Source organism: Dactylosporangium sp. CA-152071 (assembly GCF_050936335.1).
Classification (GTDB): Bacteria; Actinomycetota; Actinomycetes; order Mycobacteriales; family Micromonosporaceae; genus Dactylosporangium; species Dactylosporangium maewongense.
Genome location: NZ_JBNJMZ010000002.1, coordinates 2,015,780 through 2,036,746 on the forward strand (window position 1 = coordinate 2,015,780; position 20,967 = coordinate 2,036,746).

General features: G+C 74.4%; 14 protein-coding genes and 1 tRNA gene. 7 read left to right on the plus strand and 8 right to left on the minus strand.

Annotation, left to right across the window (positions count from 1 at the left end; genetic code table 11):
* Positions 1–40: 40 nt before the first annotated feature.
* From ACQEVZ_RS48885 to ACQEVZ_RS48905, 5 genes are all read right to left on the minus strand, one after another.
* Complete coding sequence (locus ACQEVZ_RS48885) at positions 41–2,491, minus strand: ATP-binding protein (protein ID WP_433381618.1); 2,451 nt, start codon at positions 2,489–2,491, stop codon at positions 41–43.
* Positions 2,492–2,667: 176 nt separating this feature from the next.
* Positions 2,668–4,857, minus strand: coding sequence for a DUF4132 domain-containing protein (locus tag ACQEVZ_RS48890; protein WP_433381621.1), 2,190 nt, complete (start codon positions 4,855–4,857; stop codon positions 2,668–2,670).
* Positions 4,858–4,971: 114 nt separating this feature from the next.
* The gene (locus ACQEVZ_RS48895; RefSeq protein WP_433381624.1) at positions 4,972–5,658 is read right to left on the minus strand and encodes an MOSC domain-containing protein; all 687 of its coding nucleotides are present in this window, start codon (positions 5,656–5,658) and stop codon (positions 4,972–4,974) included.
* Between the two features lie 218 nt (positions 5,659–5,876).
* Positions 5,877–8,792 carry a DUF6493 family protein gene (locus ACQEVZ_RS48900; RefSeq protein ID WP_433381627.1) on the minus strand — a complete coding sequence of 972 codons (2,916 nt, stop codon included), beginning with the start codon at positions 8,790–8,792 and terminating at the stop codon, positions 5,877–5,879.
* Complete coding sequence (locus ACQEVZ_RS48905) at positions 8,789–10,141, minus strand: SWIM zinc finger family protein (protein WP_433381630.1); 1,353 nt, start codon at positions 10,139–10,141, stop codon at positions 8,789–8,791. The genes ACQEVZ_RS48900 and ACQEVZ_RS48905 overlap by 4 nt, the downstream gene beginning before the upstream one ends.
* A 69-nt stretch (positions 10,142–10,210) precedes the next feature.
* Between ACQEVZ_RS48905 and ACQEVZ_RS48910 the strand changes: the two genes are divergently transcribed.
* Both ACQEVZ_RS48910 and ACQEVZ_RS48915 read left to right on the plus strand, forming a co-directional pair.
* Positions 10,211–10,283 (plus strand) — tRNA-Arg (locus tag ACQEVZ_RS48910).
* 33 nt (positions 10,284–10,316) lie between these two features.
* Entirely contained in the window at positions 10,317–11,849 is a 1,533-nt protein-coding gene (locus ACQEVZ_RS48915; RefSeq protein ID WP_433381633.1) for an ankyrin repeat domain-containing protein, read from the plus strand.
* On the opposite strand, the gene ACQEVZ_RS48920 is transcribed toward ACQEVZ_RS48915, so the two are convergent.
* A complete protein-coding gene (locus ACQEVZ_RS48920) occupies positions 11,842–12,963 on the minus strand; it encodes a pyridoxal-phosphate dependent enzyme (RefSeq protein WP_433381636.1) in 1,122 nt (373 codons plus the stop codon). The two genes, ACQEVZ_RS48915 and ACQEVZ_RS48920, sit on opposite strands and share 8 nt — an antisense overlap.
* Positions 12,964–13,037: 74 nt before the next feature.
* Here ACQEVZ_RS48920 and ACQEVZ_RS48925 point away from each other — a divergent pair, with 74 nt between their 5' ends.
* Positions 13,038–14,006 carry an aldo/keto reductase gene (locus ACQEVZ_RS48925; protein ID WP_363398076.1) on the plus strand — a complete coding sequence of 323 codons (969 nt, stop codon included), beginning with the start codon at positions 13,038–13,040 and terminating at the stop codon, positions 14,004–14,006.
* A gap of 19 nt (positions 14,007–14,025) precedes the next feature.
* On the opposite strand, the gene ACQEVZ_RS48930 is transcribed toward ACQEVZ_RS48925, so the two are convergent.
* A complete protein-coding gene (locus ACQEVZ_RS48930) occupies positions 14,026–15,510 on the minus strand; it encodes an MFS transporter (RefSeq protein ID WP_433381640.1) in 1,485 nt (494 codons plus the stop codon).
* Positions 15,511–15,594: 84 nt separating this feature from the next.
* On the opposite strand from ACQEVZ_RS48930, the gene ACQEVZ_RS48935 reads away from it, so the two are divergent.
* Together ACQEVZ_RS48935 and ACQEVZ_RS48940 are read left to right on the plus strand one after the other, a co-directional pair.
* Complete coding sequence (locus tag ACQEVZ_RS48935; protein ID WP_433381643.1) at positions 15,595–16,551, plus strand: Lrp/AsnC family transcriptional regulator; 957 nt, start codon at positions 15,595–15,597, stop codon at positions 16,549–16,551.
* A gap of 104 nt (positions 16,552–16,655) precedes the next feature.
* The gene (locus ACQEVZ_RS48940; RefSeq protein WP_433381646.1) at positions 16,656–17,804 is read left to right on the plus strand and encodes an endonuclease; all 1,149 of its coding nucleotides are present in this window, start codon (positions 16,656–16,658) and stop codon (positions 17,802–17,804) included.
* A gap of 47 nt (positions 17,805–17,851) precedes the next feature.
* Here ACQEVZ_RS48940 and ACQEVZ_RS48945 read toward each other — a convergent pair whose 3' ends face one another.
* Entirely contained in the window at positions 17,852–18,814 is a 963-nt protein-coding gene (locus ACQEVZ_RS48945; RefSeq protein ID WP_433381649.1) for a helix-turn-helix transcriptional regulator, read from the minus strand.
* A 62-nt stretch (positions 18,815–18,876) separates the two neighbouring features.
* Between ACQEVZ_RS48945 and ACQEVZ_RS48950 the strand changes: the two genes are divergently transcribed.
* Both ACQEVZ_RS48950 and ACQEVZ_RS48955 read left to right on the plus strand, forming a co-directional pair.
* A complete protein-coding gene (locus ACQEVZ_RS48950; protein WP_433381652.1) occupies positions 18,877–19,863 on the plus strand; it encodes an MDR family NADP-dependent oxidoreductase in 987 nt (328 codons plus the stop codon).
* Positions 19,860–20,957: a winged helix DNA-binding domain-containing protein gene (locus ACQEVZ_RS48955; RefSeq protein ID WP_433381655.1), complete on the plus strand. Its 1,098-nt coding sequence runs from the start codon at positions 19,860–19,862 to the stop codon at positions 20,955–20,957. Before ACQEVZ_RS48950 ends, ACQEVZ_RS48955 begins: the two co-directional genes overlap by 4 nt.
* The last annotated feature ends 10 nt before the right edge of the window (positions 20,958–20,967 follow it).

Here is a 20,967-nt window from a genome sequence, read left to right on the forward strand (position 1 = left end):
CGGCACGGACACCCGCACGCCCACAACACGGCGGGCGGAGTCAGCGGGGACCTTCTTCGGGGGCGCGGGTCAGGCGGGTGCGGAGGCCGTCGGCCTCGGGCATGCCGAGCTCGGTGAACAGAGCGACCGCCTCCTCGTGGTGCGCGCGGGCGCTGGACAGGTCGTGCATGGCCTCGTGGGCGTCGCCGAGGCCGAGGTGGGCGCGAGCCTCCTGGTCGCGGGCGGCGGCGATCGTCGCGACGGCGAGGGCGGCCGCGTGGTGGGTGAGGGCGGTGGACGGGTCGCCGAAGGCCATGGCGGCCTCGCCGAGGCCGTTGCGCGCCCAGGACTCGCCGAGGCGGTCGCGGCCGTCGAGGAACAGCTCCAAGGCCTGGCGGTGGTGCGCGGCGGCCTGCTCCGCCCGGCCGAGCCGGTGCTCGACGATGCCCAGGTCGGTCAGGGCGGCGGCCACTCCCAGGAGGATGCCGAGCTGCTCGTACAGCACGAGCGCCCGCTGCTGGTGCGCCTCGGCGGGACTGTAGCGGCCCAGGCGCTCCTCGACGAGGCCGAGGTTGTTGAGGGCGCGGGCCTCACCGGTGCGGTCGCCGGCCTGCTCGAACAGGTGCAGCGAGCGCTCGAACCTGGCGGCGGCGGCCTCGAGCCGGTGCCGCTGACCCTCGGCCAGGCCCTGCCCGAGGGCGGCGCGGGCCTGGCCGGCGAGGTCGCCGAGATCGGCGAACAGGGCCTCCGCCCGGTCGAACTGCGCCGTGGCGGTCGCGGGCCGGCCCTGCCGCAGCAGCGCCAGGCCGAGGGCGTCGCGGGCCGCCGCCTCCCTCGCCCCGTCGCCGAGCGCCGCGTCGGCGGCGAGACCGTGGACCGTGACCGCGTCGGCGGGCGGGCCGTCGACGAGATAGCGCGCCAGGATCGCCGCCAGGTCGACGGTGTGCGTCGGGTGCCCGCTCGTGGCGGCCTCGGCGACGATCGCGAGCAACGCCGCCCGCTCGGCCTCCAGCCAGGCGTGGGCCGCGTCCCGGTCACCCACCAGACGAACCGGCGAAACCGCATCCCGGTCACCCACCAGACGAACCGGCGAAACCGCATCCCGGTCACCCGGCGGCAGGACCGGCGACGCGGCCGCCGGCATCTGCGCACGCGGGAACAGCGTGGCGACGGCGCTCGCCGCGGTCGCGCGGTAGAAGTCGAACATCCGCCGGCGGGCCTCGCCCGGCTGCTCGGCATGTGCGCCCGCATACGCCCGCAGCAGGTCATGCATGCCGTAGCGGCCCGGACCCGTCCGGTGCGCGAGGTGTGCCCGGACGAGCAGCGCCAGGGCGTCGCGCGTCTCTGCCAGGCCGGCACCGGTCAGGCTCGCGGCGGCGTGCGCGTCGAAGTCCGGCCCCGGATGCAGCCCCAGCAGTCCGAACGCCCGCGCGACCGGCTGCGGCAGGTGCCGCACCGACCACGACAGGACCGCAGGCACCGACGCCCGCGGGTCCTCACCGGCGGCGAGCACGGCGAGCCGGCGCCGCTGGTCCTGCAGCTCGTCGACCAGGTCCTCCAGCGTCACCTCGGGGCGCGCCGCGATCAGCTCGGCCGCGACCCGCAGCGCCAGCGGCAGCCGCGCGCACTGCTCGGCGAGGGTGGCGACGGCGTCGGGCGCGGACCGGGCCCGCGCCCCGATCAGCCGCCGCAGCAGGACCTCCGCGTCGCCGGCGGTCAGCAGGTCGACCTCGACCCGCCGGGCGCCGTCGACGGCGACGAGCCCCGGCAGCGTGTCGCGGCTCGTCACCAGCACCGTGCACGACGCGGTGCCGGGCAGCAGCGGCCGGACCTGCTCGGCCGACGACGCGTTGTCCAGCAGGAGCAGCAGCGGGCGGTCGGCCACCTCGGTGCGGAACCGGGCGGCCCGGTCGTCCTCGTCGACCGGCACGTCCTCGGCGGCGACCCCCAGCGCCGTCAGGAACCTGGTGAGGGCGTCGCCGGCGGCCATCGGCCGGGCCGGGTCATAGCCGCGGAGGTTGACATACAGCTGCCCGCCGGGGAACCGGTCACGGACGTGGTGCGCCCACCGCACCGCGAGGGCCGTCTTGCCGACGCCCGCCGGCCCGGTCACGACCGCGACGAACACCGCCGTCGGCTGGTCGGCGGCCGCGAACGCCAGCGCGTCGAGGGCGGCCAGCTGCGCCTCCCTGCCGGTGAACGCCGACACGTCCGGCGGCAGCTGCGCCGGCACCCGGCCGGAACCCACCCGCCCGCCGGCGGGCGGCTCGGCGGCGACGCCGGCCGCGCAGCGGCGGAAGTCCTCGGCGTCGGCGCCGGTCAGCCCGAACACCTGCGCCAGCAGCCGCACCGTCGGCGGCCGCGGCACCCCGATCCGGCCGCCCTCCAACTTGACGATGCTGCGGACGCTCAGGCCGGCCTTCGTGGCCAGCTCCTCCTGCGTCAGCCCCAGACGCTGCCGGTGAGCACGCACGAGCGCTCCGAACGCCCCGTCGACCTCGACCATCGCCATCCCCAGACCGCGTGTTCTGCCGCTGCCGCCACCCTATGCCTCCGGTATGACAAGTTCCGACCAAGTTCCGGTCAACGTCCTGGAGGTCCGGCCACCCGTCGGCGACGATGAATCCAGCGAAGGACGGCACCGGTGACACGAGGGCACCGGTGCCGTCCTTCCCTTTGGGCGATGGTTCAGGTGACGGCGTACAGCTCCGCGAGCACCTCCGACAGGGCGGCCGCGTCGCAGCGCCCCATCGGGATACGGCGCTCGACCTGCCAGTGGTCCGACCACGAGTCGTCGGCCCAGATCTCGGTGACGCGCTGCTCCCGGACGGCGGTGACGGCCGACGTCTCCACCCCCGGGTCCAGCTCGACCAGCACCGTCAGGCCGCCGGGCAGCCGGTGGGCGAGCTGCGTGTGCAGCCGTTGCTGCCGGTGGTAGCCGTTGCCCTGCCACCGGGCGCCGCCCAACAGGTGCGCGATCCGGTCCGTCGGCACCGGCCCGAAGCCGGTCAGGCCCGTCATGTCGCGTTGCGCCTCGGTGAGCGCCATCGCCGGGCGGTACAGCTGCGGAAACGGCTGCAAGATTTCGTAGTCGGTGAACACCTGCACCCAGCCGGCCAGGTCCCCGCCCAGGTCGGCCGGGTGCACGACGCCGAGCCAGGCGTCGCCGCCGACGGTCACGGTCGCGTCGTGGCGGTCGGTGAAGCTGCCGTCCTCCGCGATCCGCAGCGCCCGGACCAGGTGGTCGCGCGGCCCGTACTCGCCCCACAGCAGCCGCCGCGCGATCGGCCCCAGCACCGGGTGCGGCAGGACGACCGCCGGGAGGTCGCGGGCCGGTCGGAACCGGCGCGCGAGCATGTCCCGTTCCAGGCGCGCGACCTGCGCCGCCGCGGCCGACCGCAGGTCCTTCTTCAGCCGCAGGAACTGCTGGTACGCCGCAGGGTTCGTGTCCTTGACGCCCGGCTTCGGCGGCCGGGCGAGGCGCCGCCCGTCGGCGTCGGCGACGAACGCCGTGAGCTGCCCGTCGACGCCCACCGTGAACGCTCGCGGCCCGTAGTCGAGGGTGACGCCGGTGTCCAGCCCGTGCGCCGGCGCCAGCCGGTCCGCCAGCTGCGTGACGGTCATCCCGCGCCGCTCGGCGGCCTGCGCCAGGTAGTCGCCGGTCCGGTCGTTCGTCGGCCCGGCCGACAACCGCTCCTCCACCGCCAGCAGATGCCGCAGCGACACGTCGGTGCCGGCCGTGGCCAGCACCGCGAGCCCCTCGACCGACCGCTCCCACCGGCCGCCCTGCGACCACGACCGCCGCAGCGGCGCGAGCATGTCCATTGTGGAGTCGTCGCCGACGTGGGCCTGCGCCGGCACGACCCACGCCTCCGCCGGCGGCATCCCGTCCGCCACCCACGCCGTCAGCAGCGCCCGGCCGAACTCCGCCAGACTCCCCCGGTCACAGTCGTCGATCAGCGCACGTGTCTGCGGATCCGGCAGGTGTACGAGCGGCTGCCGCGCCTTCGACGACTCCACACCCGACGTGGGACGGTCCTGCCGCGGGGCCGGATCACCGGGCGGCGGCTCGGGCGGATCCGCCAGCCGCGCCCGGGTCAGCCCGTCGACCAGCCGCGCGACCTCGTCCAGCGGCATCGTCCCGCCACCGGCCAGGCGGATCTCCGGCAGCCGCTCCGGCAGCGTCCACCCCGACCGCTTCCCTCTCCGCGCCGCCCGCGGCGCCGGTTGCTCGAGTCCGGCGGCGACCAGGTCGGCGACGTCCGGCCCGTACTCCGCGGCGGCCTCGGCGATCGCCGGCCCGTGACCGGTCGAGGCCAGGAACCGCAGCCCCTCCTCGGCGTGCTGCCGCTCCCTGGCGGAGCGTCCCGCCGCGGCCGGGATCAACGCCCGCGCCGCGGTCCCGGCGTGCCGGCCCAGCCACAGCCGCGCCCACAGCCGCGCGGACCCGAGGTGCCGCAGCCACCCGGCCACCAGCGTGGCCACCTCCGGCGCCCGGAACGGCAGCAGCAGCACCCCCAGCTCGTCCGCGTGCTCCTTCGCCTCGCCGCGCACGAACGGCAGCGCGTCCAGCTCGAACCGCGCCACGAGCACCCGGCACAGATCGACCCGCTGCCGGTGCCGCAGCATCACCAGCTTGCCGAGCAGCGCCCGCGCCGGCACCTCCGGCCCCTTCGCGAACAACCACACCACCTGCGGCGGAGTCAGATCGGAGACCCGGTCCGCGCCGGCCGCCACCGCACCCCAGTCGGGCCGCTCAAGGCCGTGCTCGATCGCCGCGGCCCGCGACCACCACAGGTCCCGCTCCCCGTCCTCCCACGCCATGCCGGCGGGCTCCTTGCACACCAGCCCCTCGACCACGACCCGCCCTGCCGCCACCGCCCCCGCCTCCCCGCTCGTCCCCGCCGGCGGCGTGGTCCTGCCGCCCGGCCCGGTCCGGCGACCGTACCGGATCGCTACGTTCCCTCCAGGATCGAGCCGACCCGGGTGAGGTCAGCGGGCGGACGTCGTGGGAGGCGCCGGCCGGCGCTTGGGGAGGCGTTCCTCGAACGTCGCGCGGAGATCGTCGGGCAGGCCTTCGATCGCGAGCAGGCCGGGCAGCAGCTCTGTCTCGGTCATGTACGCGCGGAACGCCTGCGCGATCGTCACCCCGTGCGCCGGGCGGTCCAGGACGGTCACCGGGTCGCCGGCCCACACCTCGCCCGGCTCCACCACGCGCAGGTACGCGCCGGGGCGGACCGACCGGGTGAACGTCTTCAACCAGCGCGGCTCGCCCATCTTGTGCTGGAACGTGGAGCAGGGAATCCGGCCGAACGTCGGCTGCAGGACCAGCCGCGGGCCGATCCGCCACAGCTCGCCGATGACGGCACCGTTGACGTCGACGCCCTCCGTGGTCAGGTTCTCGCCGAAGATCCCGTTGGCGAGCCGGCGGGTCAGCCGGGCCTGCCACCAGTCGTAGTCTTCCCGGGCGTACGCGTACACCGCCTGGTCGTCGCCGCCGTGGTGCTGGATGTCGTAGATCTGGTCGCCGACCAGGCCGGTGTGCAGGCCGGTCGTCTTTGGTCCAGGCGCGCGCACGGTCACCAGGTGGTCGACCGGCTGCTTGTTGATGCCTGTGAGACCACCCTTGGCCGGGTTCGGCTCCGGCACCGCGAGGTTGACCGAGAGAATCCTGCTCACGCCCAGCAAGCTACCGACCCGGGCCAATGCCCGCCGCCCAATTTTCCGCCCGCCGCCACCGCCATGAGCCTGCTCGACGCCAGGTGACGGGCCCGCGAGGAGGCCTCCCCGCCGCCGCAAAGCGCTGGCCAACCCGCATCCACCAAGCGGTGCCGGCGGCAGTGGCTGCCCGCAGGCCCGCCGGCATCGCGGTGGTTGAGGTGGTGCGGAGGCAGGGGTCAGGTCGTGGTCAGGGTCCGGTGCAGGCGTTTCGCTTCGACGACGAGACGGGTCGAGCCCTTGCGTGCGGCCAGGTCGGCGAGGCCCGGCACCTCACCCCGGCTGCCGGACGCCGCCGCCGTGGTCGAGGCGAGCGTCAGCAGGTCCGGCAGCCCGCGGGGCGTGACGTGCGCCTTGCCGTCCGCCCCTGCCCCGCCACCCCGGACAGCCGCCCCCGACGCCGCAGTCACCCCAGCCGAGCCGGAAGCCCCAGCCGAGCCGGAAGTCGCTGCTGAGGTGGTAGCCGCGGCCGACCCGGAAGTCTCGGCCGACCCGGAAGCCGCGGCCGGCCCGGAAGTCGCCGCTGAGGTGGAAGCCGCGGCCGAGCCGGGAGCTGCAGCCGAGCCGAATGCCGCGGCCAGGTCCCTTGCGGCGGCCCTGGCGGCGGCTCTCGTGAGGGGTGCGGCGGACGCCGGCGGGGTGATGGCGGGGCCCGGCGCGGGCCTGCTGGTCTCCGCCGGCAGCAGGCCGCCGAGCGCGCCCGACGCGATTCGCCACGTCAGCGCCGGAGCGATGCGGCCCGCCTCCTCCAGCTGGGTGACGACGCGGCTCAGGACGATCAGCTTGGTGCCGGCCATTCGGGCCAGCTGGGCGCCGAGCTCGCCGCCGTCGAAGTCGGCGGCGCCGCCGAGGGCCATGAGCGCGTCGAGCGCGGCGATGCGCTCGTCGGGCTGGGTGGCGGCGAGGCCGTAGGCGACGGCGGTGAGGGTCGCGGGGCCGACCGGGCCGGCGAGGTCGGCGAGCAGCGGCAGCAGCTGGACATTGCCGCGGCCGGAGTCGAGGTCGGCGGCGCCGGCGACGAGGGGCAGCAGGCACGCGGCGACGATCTCCCGCTGCGACGGCAGCACCGCCGGCCACAGCGCGGCCAGGCCGAGGCCGTCGCTGCTGTCGGCGTTGACGACCGGGGGTGCCGCGAGCTCGGTCAGCCAGTAGGGGTCCAGACCGGACCGGTCCGGCGACGAGGTGGCGTAGAAGCGCGACTCGGGCAGCCACTCGAGATAGCGGCCCCGCTCGGCGCGCTGGCGGTGCACCCGGACCACCCGGACGTCGGGCCGGCCGGCGCCGCCGGTCTCCAGCCACTCGACGAGGGTCCGGCCCGCGTCGGAGGTCAGGGTGCGGGCCTGCCGCAGCGTGTCGGGATCGGCGTCGGCGGGCAGCCGGTACAGCGCCTGGCGCAGGTCACGCTTCCACGGCTGCCAGCCCTCCCGCTCGGCCCGGGCCAGCCGCTCGACCAGCGCGGCGGGGTCGAGCAGCCCGTTGACCAGGGTGGGCGTCGCGACCAGGGACGGGACCGGGTCGGTGGACAGCCGCATGACGATCTCGGCCAGCCGGATCGTCAGGACGCCCTGCAGCTTGGCATAGGAGTTGCCGAGACGGAGGTCGGCGGGGGTGCCCTTCAGCGCGCGGGCCGCGTCGTCGAGGACGAACGGCAGCCCGGCGGCCTTGTTGAGCACCGCGGTGAACATCGCGACCGTGCGCCGGTGGCCCTCGGAGCCCCACCAGCCGTCGCCGATCCGGTTGTGGGCCCGCTGCATCACCGGGGCGATCGCGGCGCGCAGCCCGACGGGGTCGGCGGCGTGCATGCGGACGACCGCCGCGAGAACCCGCTCGAACGGCACCGTCTGCCAGTCGGTCTGGTCGAGCGCGGCGATCTCCTCCGCCAGCTCGTCGGGGGTGGCGATCGGCTCGGGCATGTCGGCGGCGCCGACCGGCGCGGTCAGCAGGTCCGGCTCGGGCGGGACGACCTGCACGCCGGTGGCCCCGGGCGCCGCGTGCTTCGCCAGGAACGCCGCCGAGCGGTCGCGGGCCTGGACGTCGGGGTGGTCCGCGGCGACGGCGACGACCTCGGCGATCTCGGCGACGCGGGTGGGGTGCCGCTTCGCGAGCTTCTCCAGCCAGATCAGCTGCGCCTTGACGAGGCCCTTCTCGCTGCGGGTGAGGACGGTGCGGGACGCGTCGAGCAGCGACTCCAGCTCCACGCCGCCGGCCGCCTCCGCGGTCTTCAGCACCTTCTGCGCCATCGTCGCCACCGAGCCCATGGCGTCGGTGAGCAGCTTCAGGTAGATCGTGGTGCGCTCGGCGACCTCGGCCTCCGTCGGGGCGAGCTTGTCGTGGAAGCTGACGAAGGCGTGCAGCACCGCCTTGGGGCGGACGGCGAGCAGGGCGTCCAGGCAGCGGTCGAGGATGTCGGCACGCGGAAACCGGCCCTCGTCGACGAGCGCGGCGGCGGCGAAGAGGATGCCGGGCCATGTGACCCACTTGCCGGTGTCCGGGTCGTGGTGGCCGACGGTGAAGGCGATCTGGTCGCGTTCGAATGCGTGCGGCAGCAGCGCGTCGGTGAACGGGCTGCTCCTCAGCCTGTCCGCCACGACACTGTTGCGCTCAGAGATCTGCAGCGACAGCAGCCAGCCGTCGACGAACCGCTCGCCGGTCGGGACGGGCACGCCGGTGGCGACGACCAGGTCCGCGACGAGGCGCCACGAGCGCAGCGACCCACCGTCGCGCGGCAGCTTGCCGGCCAGCCTGGTCGCGAGGTCACCGAGCCACGGCACGCCGCGGTCGGCGGCGGCGCGCAGCACCGGCTGCGGCTGGATGGCCGACCAGGGCCAGCCGCGCCGGGCGATCACGGTGACGGCCTTCGCGGCCGTCGACGCGCATCCGACGGCGGCGACCGCATAGGCGGTGGCCTGCTGCGGGTTGAACCAGGTGCCGGCGTCCCCGCGCAGCGCGACGAGCTTGTGGCCCAGCTCGGCGCGCTGGGTCTCGTCGAGGTCGCGCAGCGCCTCCACGGTGGCCGCGAAGTTGCCCTTCTGCAGCATGGCCAGCAGGTCGGGCCACTCGATCGGGCCGGAGCGGCGGCGGGTGAACAGGTTCACCGGGTCACCGCCGGGGTGGCGGCGCGGGCCAGCTCGGTGGCCAGGGCGTGCTTGCAGGGGCCGCGTCCGCCACGGTACTTCGCCCACCACGGGCAGGTGCAGTGCAGCGCGTCGCCGGCCGCGCGGACCCGGTAGGTCTCCTCGCCGCTGCGCACGCTCGCCCCGGACCCGTCCAGCGTCACCGCGCCGGTCTCGACGAGCGCCCGGGCGCCGGCCAGCCGCGGGTTGTGCCGCTCGGCGCGCTGCGCGTCATAGGGCAGCACGCGGTGGAAATAGGCGGCCTCGGACACGTCGAAGCCGACCTGGCCGGCGGTGCCGAGCTGGGTGAGCGCCGACCTGACCCGCGCGGCCGGCATCGCGGCCTGCTCGGCAAGCGCGTCGACGTCGACCGTCGGGTCCCAGGCGAGCAGTGTCGCGATCAGCTCGGCGTCGTCGGTGACGTCGTCGCTGGCGAGCGCGGCGAGGACCGCGCCCTCGCCGGAGAAGCCGCGGCTCGGCTGCGGCGACAGCGTGAGCGACAGACGCAGCTCGCCGGTGTCCAGCTCCCACGTGCTCGACACTGGTCCGCTGCCGGCGGTGACCGCCGGACCATAGACCCGCAGGTGCTTGGCGAAGCGCAGGACCGGCTTCAGCGCGGCGAGCCGGGCCGGCCCGGGCAGGCAGACGGCGCCGGGCACCGGGCGGGACGTGAGCCGCAGCGAGCGGCCGGCGGGGACGGCCCACAGCACCGAGCGGTCACCGCCCGACGGGAGCCGGCGCAGGAACGCGGTCGCCTCGGCCGCGGACAGCTCCGCCCGCGGGTCGAAGCCGGACGCGATGACCTGCACCTCGGCGAACCCGCGCAGCCAGCGCGACGGCAGCGGCACCTTCTTCTCCACCACCGCACCGTCCATCGTGGACACCGTGAGGTCGTCGGGGCCGACGCTGACGTGCAGCGGGTCGACGCCGGTCAGCCGCTGCAGCGCCTGCCGCAGTGGCGTGTTGACGTCGACGTTGGTGGTGCCGTGGTCGACGATCTCACCGTCGAGGCCGGTGGGCAGCACGTCGAGGCGGGCATAGACGCCGCAGCAGCCGGAGAACGACTCGAACCGCAGCCGGTCCCGGCTGCCGGTGACGACCGGGTCCAGGCTGGCCGGGCTCAGGGGCTGGAAATAGCGGGTGCGGGCCACCTCGGCCACCGCGAGCAGCCCGGCCGCCGCCGCGGCGGGCGTGGTCAGGAACCCGGTGAAGAACCGCGGATTGGCGGTGACGGCACGCTGCGCCACACCACCGGCGGTCTGCAGCTGCAGCCCTCCGTCGTGGAGTGCCGACGGGGCCAGATAGCTCAGCGACTGCACAGCGTTGCTCATGCCCGACAACGTAGCTCCCGGGTACGACATTTTTTCTGAAGGCGGGTCGTGGCCTAGGCTCGCGAGCGGCAGGCCGTAGTGCAGAGGTCGTCACACCACCTTGCGAAGTTGGAAGACGCCGGTTCGAATCCGGTCGGCCTGCCGCCTCAGACCCCGCGTGGAGGTATGCACCGCAGTGCGCAACGACCTGCCGCAGTGGCGCCGGATCAGGGCCGAGTCGCTGCCGCACGACGTCGTGGACGCGGCGGCCAGGGCCCGGGAGGCCGGTGACTGGCGGCGCGCCGCCGAGCTCGCCCGCTGCGACGTCGACATAGCTCCGGGGTATGAGAGCGACGACCTGCGGCACCTGAGCCTCGACCTGCTGTGGTGGCACCTGCCGAGGCACCGCGGCGGGATGAGCACGCTGCAGCCGATGGTGAGCGCGGTCCTGCCGCCGCGGACCGGTGCGGACAGTGCGCCGCTGCTGAAGGTACGGCTGCCGAAATCGCCGACCGGGCCCCAGCGGCTGCTGCTGACCGTGACGACCCTGGCCGAGCTGGAGCACGAGCGCTGGTATGTCGCGCCCCGCTACACCTGGGACGTGCGCGAGGCCGCCGCCGTGCGGAAGGCGTGGGGCGGGTCCGCGGCCAGGATGCCGTTCCTCACCCCGGAGGGGAAGGCCCTGTCGAGAGAGACGATCGCCGCCGGTACCGACGAAGCCGCCACCACCGAGCGCATCCATCAGCGGATCGTCGCGGGGGACCTCGAAGGGGCGTGGCGCGAGTGCGGCATCGACGTGCGCGGGGTCGACCCCGACGCCCTGCAACGGCCCTCGGCCCCGCCGACGCTGCCGGTCGGGGTCGCGGACGAGGCCAGGGCCGCCGCGGCCGCGTTCGGCGTGCAGCAGGTCGCCACCCTGTACGGCGCGTCGCTGACGCTGACCGTCGACGGGATGACCGCCGAGGCCCTTGATCTCAGCGAATACCTGGAGGTGCCGACGCGGATCCTGACCGGCCCGGTGCCGCCGGACCTGGCGCTCCTCGCGGCCGGCCTGCAACGCCCCGCCGACCTGCACCCGCTCGTCCGCGAGGCGCTGTTCCCGGCGTCGGTGGCGGCCCACGGTGTTGCGAGACCCGACGCGGCCCAGACCGCGGTGCGAGTGCGCTGCCAGGGCGAATGGCACCGGGTCGGCGTCGACGGCGGTGCGCTGCGCCTGCCGGACCACGACGAGGAGGAGCAGCTGCGCGAGCGGGTGCTGCGGTCCCTCGGCGGCGCCAGCAGCGGCTGCTACGCCGTGCAGCAGACCTGGACCACCGGCGTCGGCCGGCTGCCGCACGGGCTCGCCGCGCAGCGCCGGCAGGTGAAGCACCGCATGCAGCACGGCGACACCGGCTGGCTGCTCGACGGCCTCGGCCGCGGCGTGATCGACCCGCAGATGCGCGACGCCAACGGCTGGTCGCTGCTGCACCTGGTGATGTGGGTCGACTGGGAGCGGGTGCTGCCGCTCCTGCTCGCCGCGGGAGTCCCCGTCGACGCCCGGGACCGCGTCGGCCGGACGCCGCTCTACCTCGCGGTGATGAACGGCGGCCCGCCGGAGCTGATGCGCCGCCTGCTCGCCGAGGGCGCCGACCCGCGCGCCGAGACGGTCCACGGCTCCTGGCCCGCGCACGTCGCCCGATCGCGCCAGTACTGGCAGGACCTGTCGTTCCTGTTCGAGCCGGTCACATAACGGGCGGCTTGGACTTCAGCCCGCTGCCGCACAGCGGCGCCACGACCGTCCCTGCCGGCTCGACCTCGCCGGCCTCGATGGCCGCCCAGCAGACGGCGGACGTCGGCTCGACGTAGAGGCCGGAGCGGGCCAGGGCGGCGTGCGCGGCCCGCACCTGCTCGTCGGTCACGGTGACGACGGCACCGCCGGTCGCACGGACGGCGGCGAGGATCTGCGCGCCGCGGGCGGGCCGGGCGATGGCGATCCCCTCGGCCACGGTCCCCTGCGTGGCGATGTTCGCCGGCACCGGCGACCCGCCGGCGAACGCGGCGGCCAGCGGCGCGCATCCGGCGGCCTGGACCGCGACGATGCGCGGGAACCGCTCGATGTGCCCCGCCTCGAGCAGCTCCGCGCAGGCGAGGTGGGCGCCGAGGACGAGGGTGCCGTTGCCGACCGGCAGCACGAGCGTGTCGGGCAGGCGGCCGCCGAGCTGCTCCCACACCTCGTAGACGTAGGTCTTGGTGCCGTGCACGAAGAACGGGTGATACACGTGGCTGGCGTAGAACACGCCCGGCTCGCCGGCGGCGAGCGCCGCGGCCCGGGCGGTGTCCTCGCGGCTGCCGGGGATCTGGTGCACGGCCGCGTCGTAGGCCCGCAGCTGCCCGACCTTCCCGGCGGAGGTGTCGGCGGGCACGTAGACGTCGCAGGCGATCCCGGCGCGGGCGGCGTACGCGGCGACGGCGGTCCCCGCGTTGCCGCTGCTGTCGGCCATGAGCCGCGCGACGCCGAGCCGGGCGGCGAGCGCCACGAGCATGACCGCGCCCCGGTCCTTGAACGACCCGGTCGGCATGAGGTGGTCGACCTTGAGCGTGACCCCGGGCCGTCCGGGCGCACCGACCAGCGGCGTCATCCCCTCCCCCATGGTGATGTCGCCCGGCTCGTCGATCGGAAGGGCTTCCCGATACCGCCACAGGCTGGTGCCCCGCCCGGCGAGGTCGGCCAGGGACGGCGGGGCCGCGGCGAACCCGTCGAGGTCGAGCACGCCGTGGCACTTCGCGCACCGCCAGGCCAGGCCGTCCAGCGGTTCGGTGTGGCCGCACGCGCCGCAGCGCAACGAGAGGGATTCCAGCGTCACGCGCTCGATAGTAAACGTCCAGACTGTGGACGAACAGTCCAAGCGAGGTATGGTGTACTCAGGAGGGCAGCGCATTGGAGTACGCACGGCTGGGCCGGACCGGGCTGCGGGTGAGCCGGATCGGGCTGGGCTGCATGAGCTACGGCGTCGCCGCCGCGGGCATGCACCAGTGGACGCTGGACGAGGACGCCGCGGCCCCGTTCTTCCGCCAGGCCGTCGAGCTCGGCGTCACGTTCTGGGACACCGCCAACGTCTACCAGGGCGGCACGTCGGAGGAGTTCGTCGGCCGCGCGATCCGCCGGTTCGCGCGGCGCGAGGACATCGTGCTCGCCACCAAGGTCAGCGGGAAGATGCACGACGGGCCCGGCGGCAGCGGCCTGTCCCGCAAGGCCGTCCTGGAGCAGGTCGACGCGTCGCTACGGCGGCTGGGCACCGACTACATCGACGTCTACTACATCCACCGCTTCGACCCCGAGACGCCGGCCGAGGAGACCATGGCCACGCTGCACACGCTGGTGCAGGCGGGCAAGGTCCGCTACCTCGGCGCCTCGTCGATGTGGGCCTGGCAGTTCGCCAAGCTGCAGCACGTCGCGGTGCTCGGCGGATGGACACCGTTCGCGGCGATGCAGGACCAGTACAACATCCTCAAACGCGAAGAAGAGCGGGACATGATCCCGATGTGCCTCGACCAGGGCGTCGGTCTCACACCGTATTCGCCGCTCGCGAAGGGCAGGGCGGCGCGGCCCTGGGGCGAGCGGACGGCGCGGTCCTCGTCCGACGCCGTCGCCCGGGCGTTCGACCGCGACGTCGACCGGCCGGTCGTCGACGCGATCCAGCGGGTCGCCGAGGCCCGCGAGGTGCCGATGGCGCAGGTCGCCCTGGCCTGGCTGCTGACCAGGCCGGTCGTGTCCTGCCCGATCGTGGGTGCGACGAAGCCGCACCACCTGCGCGACGCCGTGGCCGCCCTCGCCCTCGAGCTCACCGCCGGCGAGCTCACCGATCTCGAGGCCGCCTACACACCGCAGGACAACTTCTGGTGGTGAGCGCGCCGGCGGCCGGGCGTCAGGCTGCGACGCCCGACGGCGCCCCGGCCCGGTCCGGCTCGGCGCCGCCGACCGCGGGCGGGCGGAGCAGGGCCAGGACCGCCACCCCTGCCACGCCGGCGATGACGGCGCTGATCAGGAAGATCCGGTCGAGGCCGGCGACGTACGCCGCCCGCAGCACGCCGGCCGGCACCTGCCCGACCAGGTCCTGGTAGCCGCCGCCGGTGAGGCGCCGGGCGGTGGCGGCATCGCCGAGGATCTCGCCGGCCCGGGCGGTGACGACGGTGGCGAAGACCGGCAGCGCCAGGGCGTAGCCGAGCTGGCGGAACGTGTTCGACGCGCCGTTGGCCATGCCCGCCCGGCCGGGTGGCGCGACGGCGAGGGCCGCCGACGCCAGGACCGGCGTGCACAGGCCGACGCCGAGGCCGGACACGCACAGCCCCGGCATGAGCGCCGCCCAGCCCGACCCGGGACCGGCCAGCATGCACAGCGCGGTGCCGGCGGCGACGAGCAGCAGCCCCCACCCGATGCTGTGCCGCGGCGGGACCGCGTGCAGCAGCCGGCCGCCCAGCCCCGCGACCACGAACGCGACGACCGCCATCGGCGCCAGGATCAGCCCCGCCGCCATCGCGCCGAGCCCGAGCACCGACTGCGCCCACAGCGACACGAACACCAGGTTGGCGAACGCCGCCGCGGTCACCGCCGCCGCGCCGAACATCAGCACCGCGAACGACGGGCGGCGGAACAGCGTGAGGTCCAGCATCGGGTCGGTCCGGCGGCGCTCCACCAGCAGGAAGCCGGCGGCCGTCACCGCGCCGGCGGCGAGCACGCCCACGGTCAGCGGGTCGGTCCAGCCGGTGTCGCCGGCGCGGATCAACCCGTACACGACGAGCGTGGCGGCGGCGGTGAACGTCGCCACGCCGGGCACGTCGACCCGCCCCGCCGCCGAGCCGCGGCCGCCGGGCATCGCGACCCGGGCGAGCACCACGGCGACCACGGCCACCGGCAGGTTGACCAGGAAGATCGACCGCCAGCCGACGTGCTCGGTGAGGAACCCGCCGAGGATCGGGCCGGCCGCGGCGGCGGCGCCGTTCGCCGCGCCCCACACGCCGAACGCGACCGACCGGTCCCGGCCCGCGTAGACGACGCCGAGCAGCGCCGCGTTGGTGGCGTACATGGCCGCGGCGCCGGCGCCCTGCACGCCACGGGCGGCGATCAGCGTCCCGGTGCCGGTGGCGAGACCGCACGCGAGGGACGCGGCGGCGAAGATGACGAGGCCGGCGACGAAGACCCGCCGGTGGCCGAGCCGGTCCGACAGTGAGCCGGCCGCCATCAGCAGGGCCGCGAGGACCAGCACGTACAGGTCGACGGTCCATTGCAGGGCGGCGAACGACGAGTGCAGCTCCCGCGCCAGGTCCGGCGCGGCGATGCTGACGATGGTCAGGTCGACCAGCAGCATGAAGGTGCTCAGCGAGACCGCGAGCAGGGGCAACCATTTGCGCATGCCACGACGATGCCCACCAGATCGTCCGGCCGGCGTTTGCGCACAAGAACACGGCGGATTCCGACACGTTGGTACGGTCTGGCGGTGGATCTGGACACGCTCGACCGTCAGGTCGTGCACGCGCTGCAGGTCGACGGGCGGGCGCCGTTCAGCCGGATCGCGGCCGTGCTCGGCGCCTCGGACCGCACGGTCGCCCGGCGGTACGGGCGGCTGCGCGAGGCCGGCGCGCTGCGGGTCGTGGGCCTGCCGGACGCCGCGGCCCTCGGCCACGTCGACTGGCTGGTGCGGATGCGCTGCTCGCCCGACACCGCCGTGCCGGTCGCCGCTGCCCTTGCCCGGCGCGAGGACACGTCGTGGGTGACGCTGGTGTCCGGCGGCACCGAGATCACGTGTATCACCCGGACCCGGTCGCAGTCCGCGGACGGCGACCTCCTGCTGCAGAAGCTGCCCCGCACGCCACGGATCACCGTCCTCAGCGCGCACTGCATGCTGCGCGGCGTCGCCGGCCTGCACGGCTGGCCCGGCCGCACCGACGCACTGGACCCCGACCAGGTCACGGCGCTGCGCCCGGCGCCGCCCGTACCGCTGCAGACACCGCCGACCAGAGCGGACAACGCGCTGCTCGCCGCGCTCGCCAGGGACGGCCGGGCGCCGCTGCCGGCGCTCGCGGCCGCCACCGGGTGGTCCGAGACCACCGTCCGGCGGCGGCTGGACGAACTGTGCCGCGGCAACGTCCTGTACTTCGACGTGGAGATCGAGCCGGCGCTGCTCGGCTACCACGCGGAGGCCATGATGTGGCTGACCGTCGCGCCGTCCGCCCTCTCGGCCACGACCCGGGCCCTGGCCACGCACCCGCAGATCGCGTACGCCGCCGCGACGACGGGCCCGGCCAACATCGCGGCGTCGGTGATCTGCCGCGACCTGAACGAGCTCTACGAGTACATCGCCGGGGACATCGGCTCCCTCGACGGCGTGGCCTCGGTGGAGACCGCACCGGTCGTGCGCCGCGTCAAGGCCGGCGGCACGCTGCTGGTGACCTGACGCCCGCACCCTATATGTAACCCGCCCGCCCACTGCGGTCCACGCCGCCCGACACATCGGCAATCTACGATGTCTCCACACGGCTGCGAGATGAGGTTCTGGCCATGTGGAGATCGCGGCGGATCGCGACGGCAATTGCTCTTACCCTGACCGCGGCCGGTGCCGCCGTGGTCATGACCTCGACCGCGGCGGTGGCCGCGGACCTTTCGGTGAGCCAGGCGCTCGCGGCGCAGGACGGCCGGTCGGCCTCCGTCGTCGGGTACGTCGTCGGGCAGCCGACCGCGACCAGCACCGTGCTGCGGTCCGGGTTCACCGGCGACACGGCCCTCGCCCTCGCCGACTCCGCGAGCGAGACCGGCACCTCGCGGATGCTGTACGTGCAGATCACCGCCGCATACCGGGCGCAGTTCGGTCTGCAGACGAACCCGTCGGTGATGGGCCGCCGGCTCGTCGTCGCCGGGCAGCTGACCGCGTACTTCTCCCACGGCGGCCTGAAGTCCCCGACCTCGATGGCCTTCGCCGGCACCACCCCCACGAGCAGCCCGACCACCGGCCCGACCGGCCCCGTCGAGACCTACTACGCCGCCGCCGCGGGCAAGACCGGCACCGCGCTGCGCAACGCACTGCACGGCATCATCAAGACGCAGACGAAGCTCACGTACGACCAGGTCTGGGACGCCCTGAAGGACACTGATCAGGACCCGAACAACAGCGCGAACGTCATCCTGCTCTACTCGGGCCGGTCGCAGAGCAAGTCGACGAACGGCGGCGGCGCCAACGACTGGAACCGCGAGCACGTCTGGGCCAAGTCCCACGGCGACTTCGGTACCGCCACCGGCCCCGGCACGGACGTCCACCACCTGCGCCCCGAGGACGTGTCGGTCAACTCCGCCCGCGGCAACAAGGACTTCGACCTCGGCGGCTCGGCGGTCAGCGAGGCCCCCGGCTGCCTCACCGACGGCGACTCCTTCGAACCCCGCGCCGCCGTCAAGGGCGACGTCGCCCGCATGATCATGTACATGGCCATCCGTTACGAGGGCGACGACGGCTGGCCCAACCTGGAGATCAACAACTCGACCACCAACGGCTCCGCCCCCTACATCGGCAAGCTGTCGGTCCTGCTCCAGTGGAACCAGCAGGACCCGCCCGACGCCTTCGAGCGCCGCCGCAACGACCGCATCTACGCCACCTGGCAGCACAACCGCAACCCCTTCATCGACCACCCGGAGTGGGCCGCCGCCATCTGGGGCTGACCCCGCGGCGAAGACGGCCGGTCGCGGAATGCGACCGGCCGTATCCGTCATCCGGCGGCGGGCGGTGTCGCGGCACGGAGGAACCGGGTGCCCCAGTCCCGGAGGTGGTCGGCGAACTCCGGTGGGCTGATCACCTCGAACTCCGCGCCGATGTTGCCCAGCGCCTGGGTGGGCCAGTCCAGGCTGGTCGAGACCATGGTGAGCCGGCAGCACCGACCGTCGACGGCTTCGATCGTGCCCCATTGGCCGACGATCCTGCGGACGTGTTCGGCGGGTGCGTGGACCAGGGCTTCGACGACGTGCCCCGACGGTACGCCGGTGGAGGCGCGCACGAACTGGGCGGCGTCGTCGGCGGGAAGGGGCCGCGGGCGGAATTTCGCCCCGGTGCTGTGCGGGTCGGTCAGCCGGTCGAGGCGGAAGCTGCGCCAGTCATGTCGGGTCAGGTCGTAGGCGGCCAGGTACCAGCGGCCGCCGAGCGCGACGAGCCGGTGCGGTTCGACCTCCCGGTCGGTGTCGGGGCCGCCGCGTGCGGCGTAGCGGAACCGCAGCCGCTCCTCGTCCCGGCACGCCTGGGCGATGACCGTGAGCACCTCGGCGGGCACGACCGGCCCCGCGGCCGCGGGCGAGACGGTCATCGCGCGCAACGCGTTCACCCGTGCGCGGAGGCGCGGCGGCAGCACCTGCACCACCTTGGTCAGCGCGCGCACCGCGGCGTCCTCGATCCCGGCGATGCCGCTCTGGGTGGCGTCGCCCATGCCGACCGCCAGCGCGACGCCTTCCTCGTCGTCGAGCAGCAGCGGCGGCAGGACCGCACCAGGCGCCAACTGGTAACCGCCGTCGGTGCCACGGGTGGCGTGCACCGGGTAGCCGATCTCCCGGAGCCGGTCGACATCGCGGCGCAGGGTGCGTTCCGAGATCCCGAGACGGTCGGACAGATCCGTCCCGGACCAGTGACGATGGGTCTGCAGCAGCGACAGCAGCCGGAGCGTCCGGGAACTGGTGTTGGCCATGCCGCGATCGTTGCACGACTTCCGGTCAGGAACTGGCCGGAAGCCTGGCTACGGTCGATCTCATGATTGCTCGTGAGATTCAGCTGACCAGCCAGATCGCCGGCGTTCCGGGCCGGGACCACTTCACCGTCGTGCAGACCGAGATCGACGGTGAGGTCCTGGTCCGCACCGACGACCTGGGGCTGGCCGCTACCTACCTGGAGCTCATGCGCGCCGACTGCCACCTGCCGATCCCGGCCTGGCAGCCGGGCCGGCGCATCGGCGTGATGGCGCTCGGCACCGTCCTGCGGTCGGACAGCCGGGACCTGCGAGAGGGCGACCTGGTCCAGTCGATGACCGGCTGGGCGACGCATTCCGCCGGGCCGGCCACCTCGTACATCAAACTGGACCGCGACGCGTACCCGGATCCGAGCTATCACCTCGGTCAGGGGCCGACCGCCTACTACGGCATGGCAGAGGTGGCCAAGGTCGGCCGCGGCGACGTCGTGTTCGTGTCCGGCGCGGCCGGCGGCGTCGGCTCGCTGGCCGGGCAGATCGCCCGCAACCTGGGCGCCTCGAAGGTCATCGGCAGCGCGGGCAGCCAGGCGAAGGTGGACTACCTGGTCCAGGAGCTCGGCCTCGACGCCGCCTTCGACTACCACCAGGACCCGGTCGCGGCGCTGAAGGAGCTCGCACCCGAGGGCATCACGGTCTTCTTCGACACGGTCGGCGGCCCACTGTACGAGGCCGCGCTCGAGGTTGCGGCGCCCGGCGCGCGGTTCGCGTTGTGCGGGTCGCTGTCCACCCAGCTGGGTGCGGCGGCGCAGCGATTCCCCGAGCCCGACCAGGCCGTCGCCGCGGCAAAGGAGGTCGAGCTGCTGCCGTTCTCCTGCCACCACACGCCCGATCAGATCGCCGCATGGCACACCCACTTCCGGGCCTGGCTCGACCAGGACAGCTTCGTCTTCCCGCACACCGTCGTCGAGGCCGGCATCGACGCCGTGCCCGACACCTTCCTGTCACTGCTGCACGGCGCCTACCGCGGCAACGTCTCGGTGCGGCTGACGTGACGCGCCTGTCGCGTCGCGCCCTCAACCGGGCGCTGCTGCAGCGTCAGTTCCTGCTGGAGCGCACCGACCAGGCGCCGCTCGATGTGATCCGGCACCTGGTCGCCCTGCAGGCACAGGAACCGAACTGGCCCTACGTCGGGCTGTGGAGCCGGATCCGCGGGTTCACCCACACCGATCTGACCGGCCTGCTGCTCGACAGGCACGTCGTGCGCTCCAGCCTGCTGCGCAGCACCCAGCACCTCGCCGCGGCCGACGACTTCCGTCGGCTGCGGCCCCTCCTGCAGCCCGTCCTCGACCGCACCGCGAGCTCGCCGTACTTCCGGCGCGACGGCGACCGGCCGCCCACCCGAACGCTCATGGCCGACGGACATGCGCTGCTGGACGCTGGACCGCTCGCCCGCAGAGACCTCGCCCGCGGCCTGTCCGCCCGCCATCCGGGTCGCGACGGGCGGATCCTCGCCGGCGAGTTCGAGCTCCGCACCCCGCTCGTCCACGATCCCGCCACCGCGTCCTGGGGCAGCTGGGGCAACCGGTCCTCCGTCATCGTCACCACCGTGCCGACTGACGCCATCGAGACCGCGGCGACGCACGAACTGATCCGCCGCTACCTCGCCGCCTTCGGACCGGCCTCGGTGGCCGACGTCCAGGCCTGGAGCGGGCTGACCCGGCTGAACCGCGTCGTCGCCGAGATGGGCGTCGCACTGCGCCGCTACACCGGACCCGACGGCCAGTCCCTGCTCGACCTGCCGGATGTGCAGCTGCCCGACCCGGACGTCCCTGCGCCCGCGCGTCTGCTGCCCGCCTACGACAACGCCCTACTGGGTCACGCCGACCGCACCCGCATCATCAGTGACGAGGACCGCAGGCAGGTCATGCCGGGCCGAGCCCTGGTGCGCCCCACCATCCTTGTCGACGGCGTCGTCCGTGGCACGTGGTCGTTCACCGACGGCGACATACGGCTCGCGCCCCTTCGCCCGCTCACCGCCGCCGAGCGGCAGGACATCGACGACGAAGCCCACCGGATGTTGCCGTTCCTCACCCATCGGGATCCCCCAGGTCCACAGTGGACCGCAAAGGGGCCGCCCTCGGTGTGAGGACGGCCCC

Bases quoted from the DNA above. Each gene is read 5' to 3' on its own strand.
- ACQEVZ_RS48930 (WP_433381640.1), bottom strand. From the start codon at position 15,510: ATGCGCAAATGGTTGCCCCTGCTCGCGGTCTCGCTGAGCACCTTCATG.
- ACQEVZ_RS48950 (WP_433381652.1), top strand. From the start codon at position 18,877: ATGATTGCTCGTGAGATTCAGCTGACCAGCCAGATCGCCGGCGTTCCG.
- ACQEVZ_RS48885 (WP_433381618.1), bottom strand. From the start codon at position 2,491: ATGGCGATGGTCGAGGTCGACGGGGCGTTCGGAGCGCTCGTGCGTGCT.
- ACQEVZ_RS48945 (WP_433381649.1), bottom strand. From the start codon at position 18,814: ATGGCCAACACCAGTTCCCGGACGCTCCGGCTGCTGTCGCTGCTGCAG.
- ACQEVZ_RS48905 (WP_433381630.1), bottom strand. From the start codon at position 10,141: ATGAGCAACGCTGTGCAGTCGCTGAGCTATCTGGCCCCGTCGGCACTC.
- ACQEVZ_RS48940 (WP_433381646.1), top strand. From the start codon at position 16,656: ATGTGGAGATCGCGGCGGATCGCGACGGCAATTGCTCTTACCCTGACC.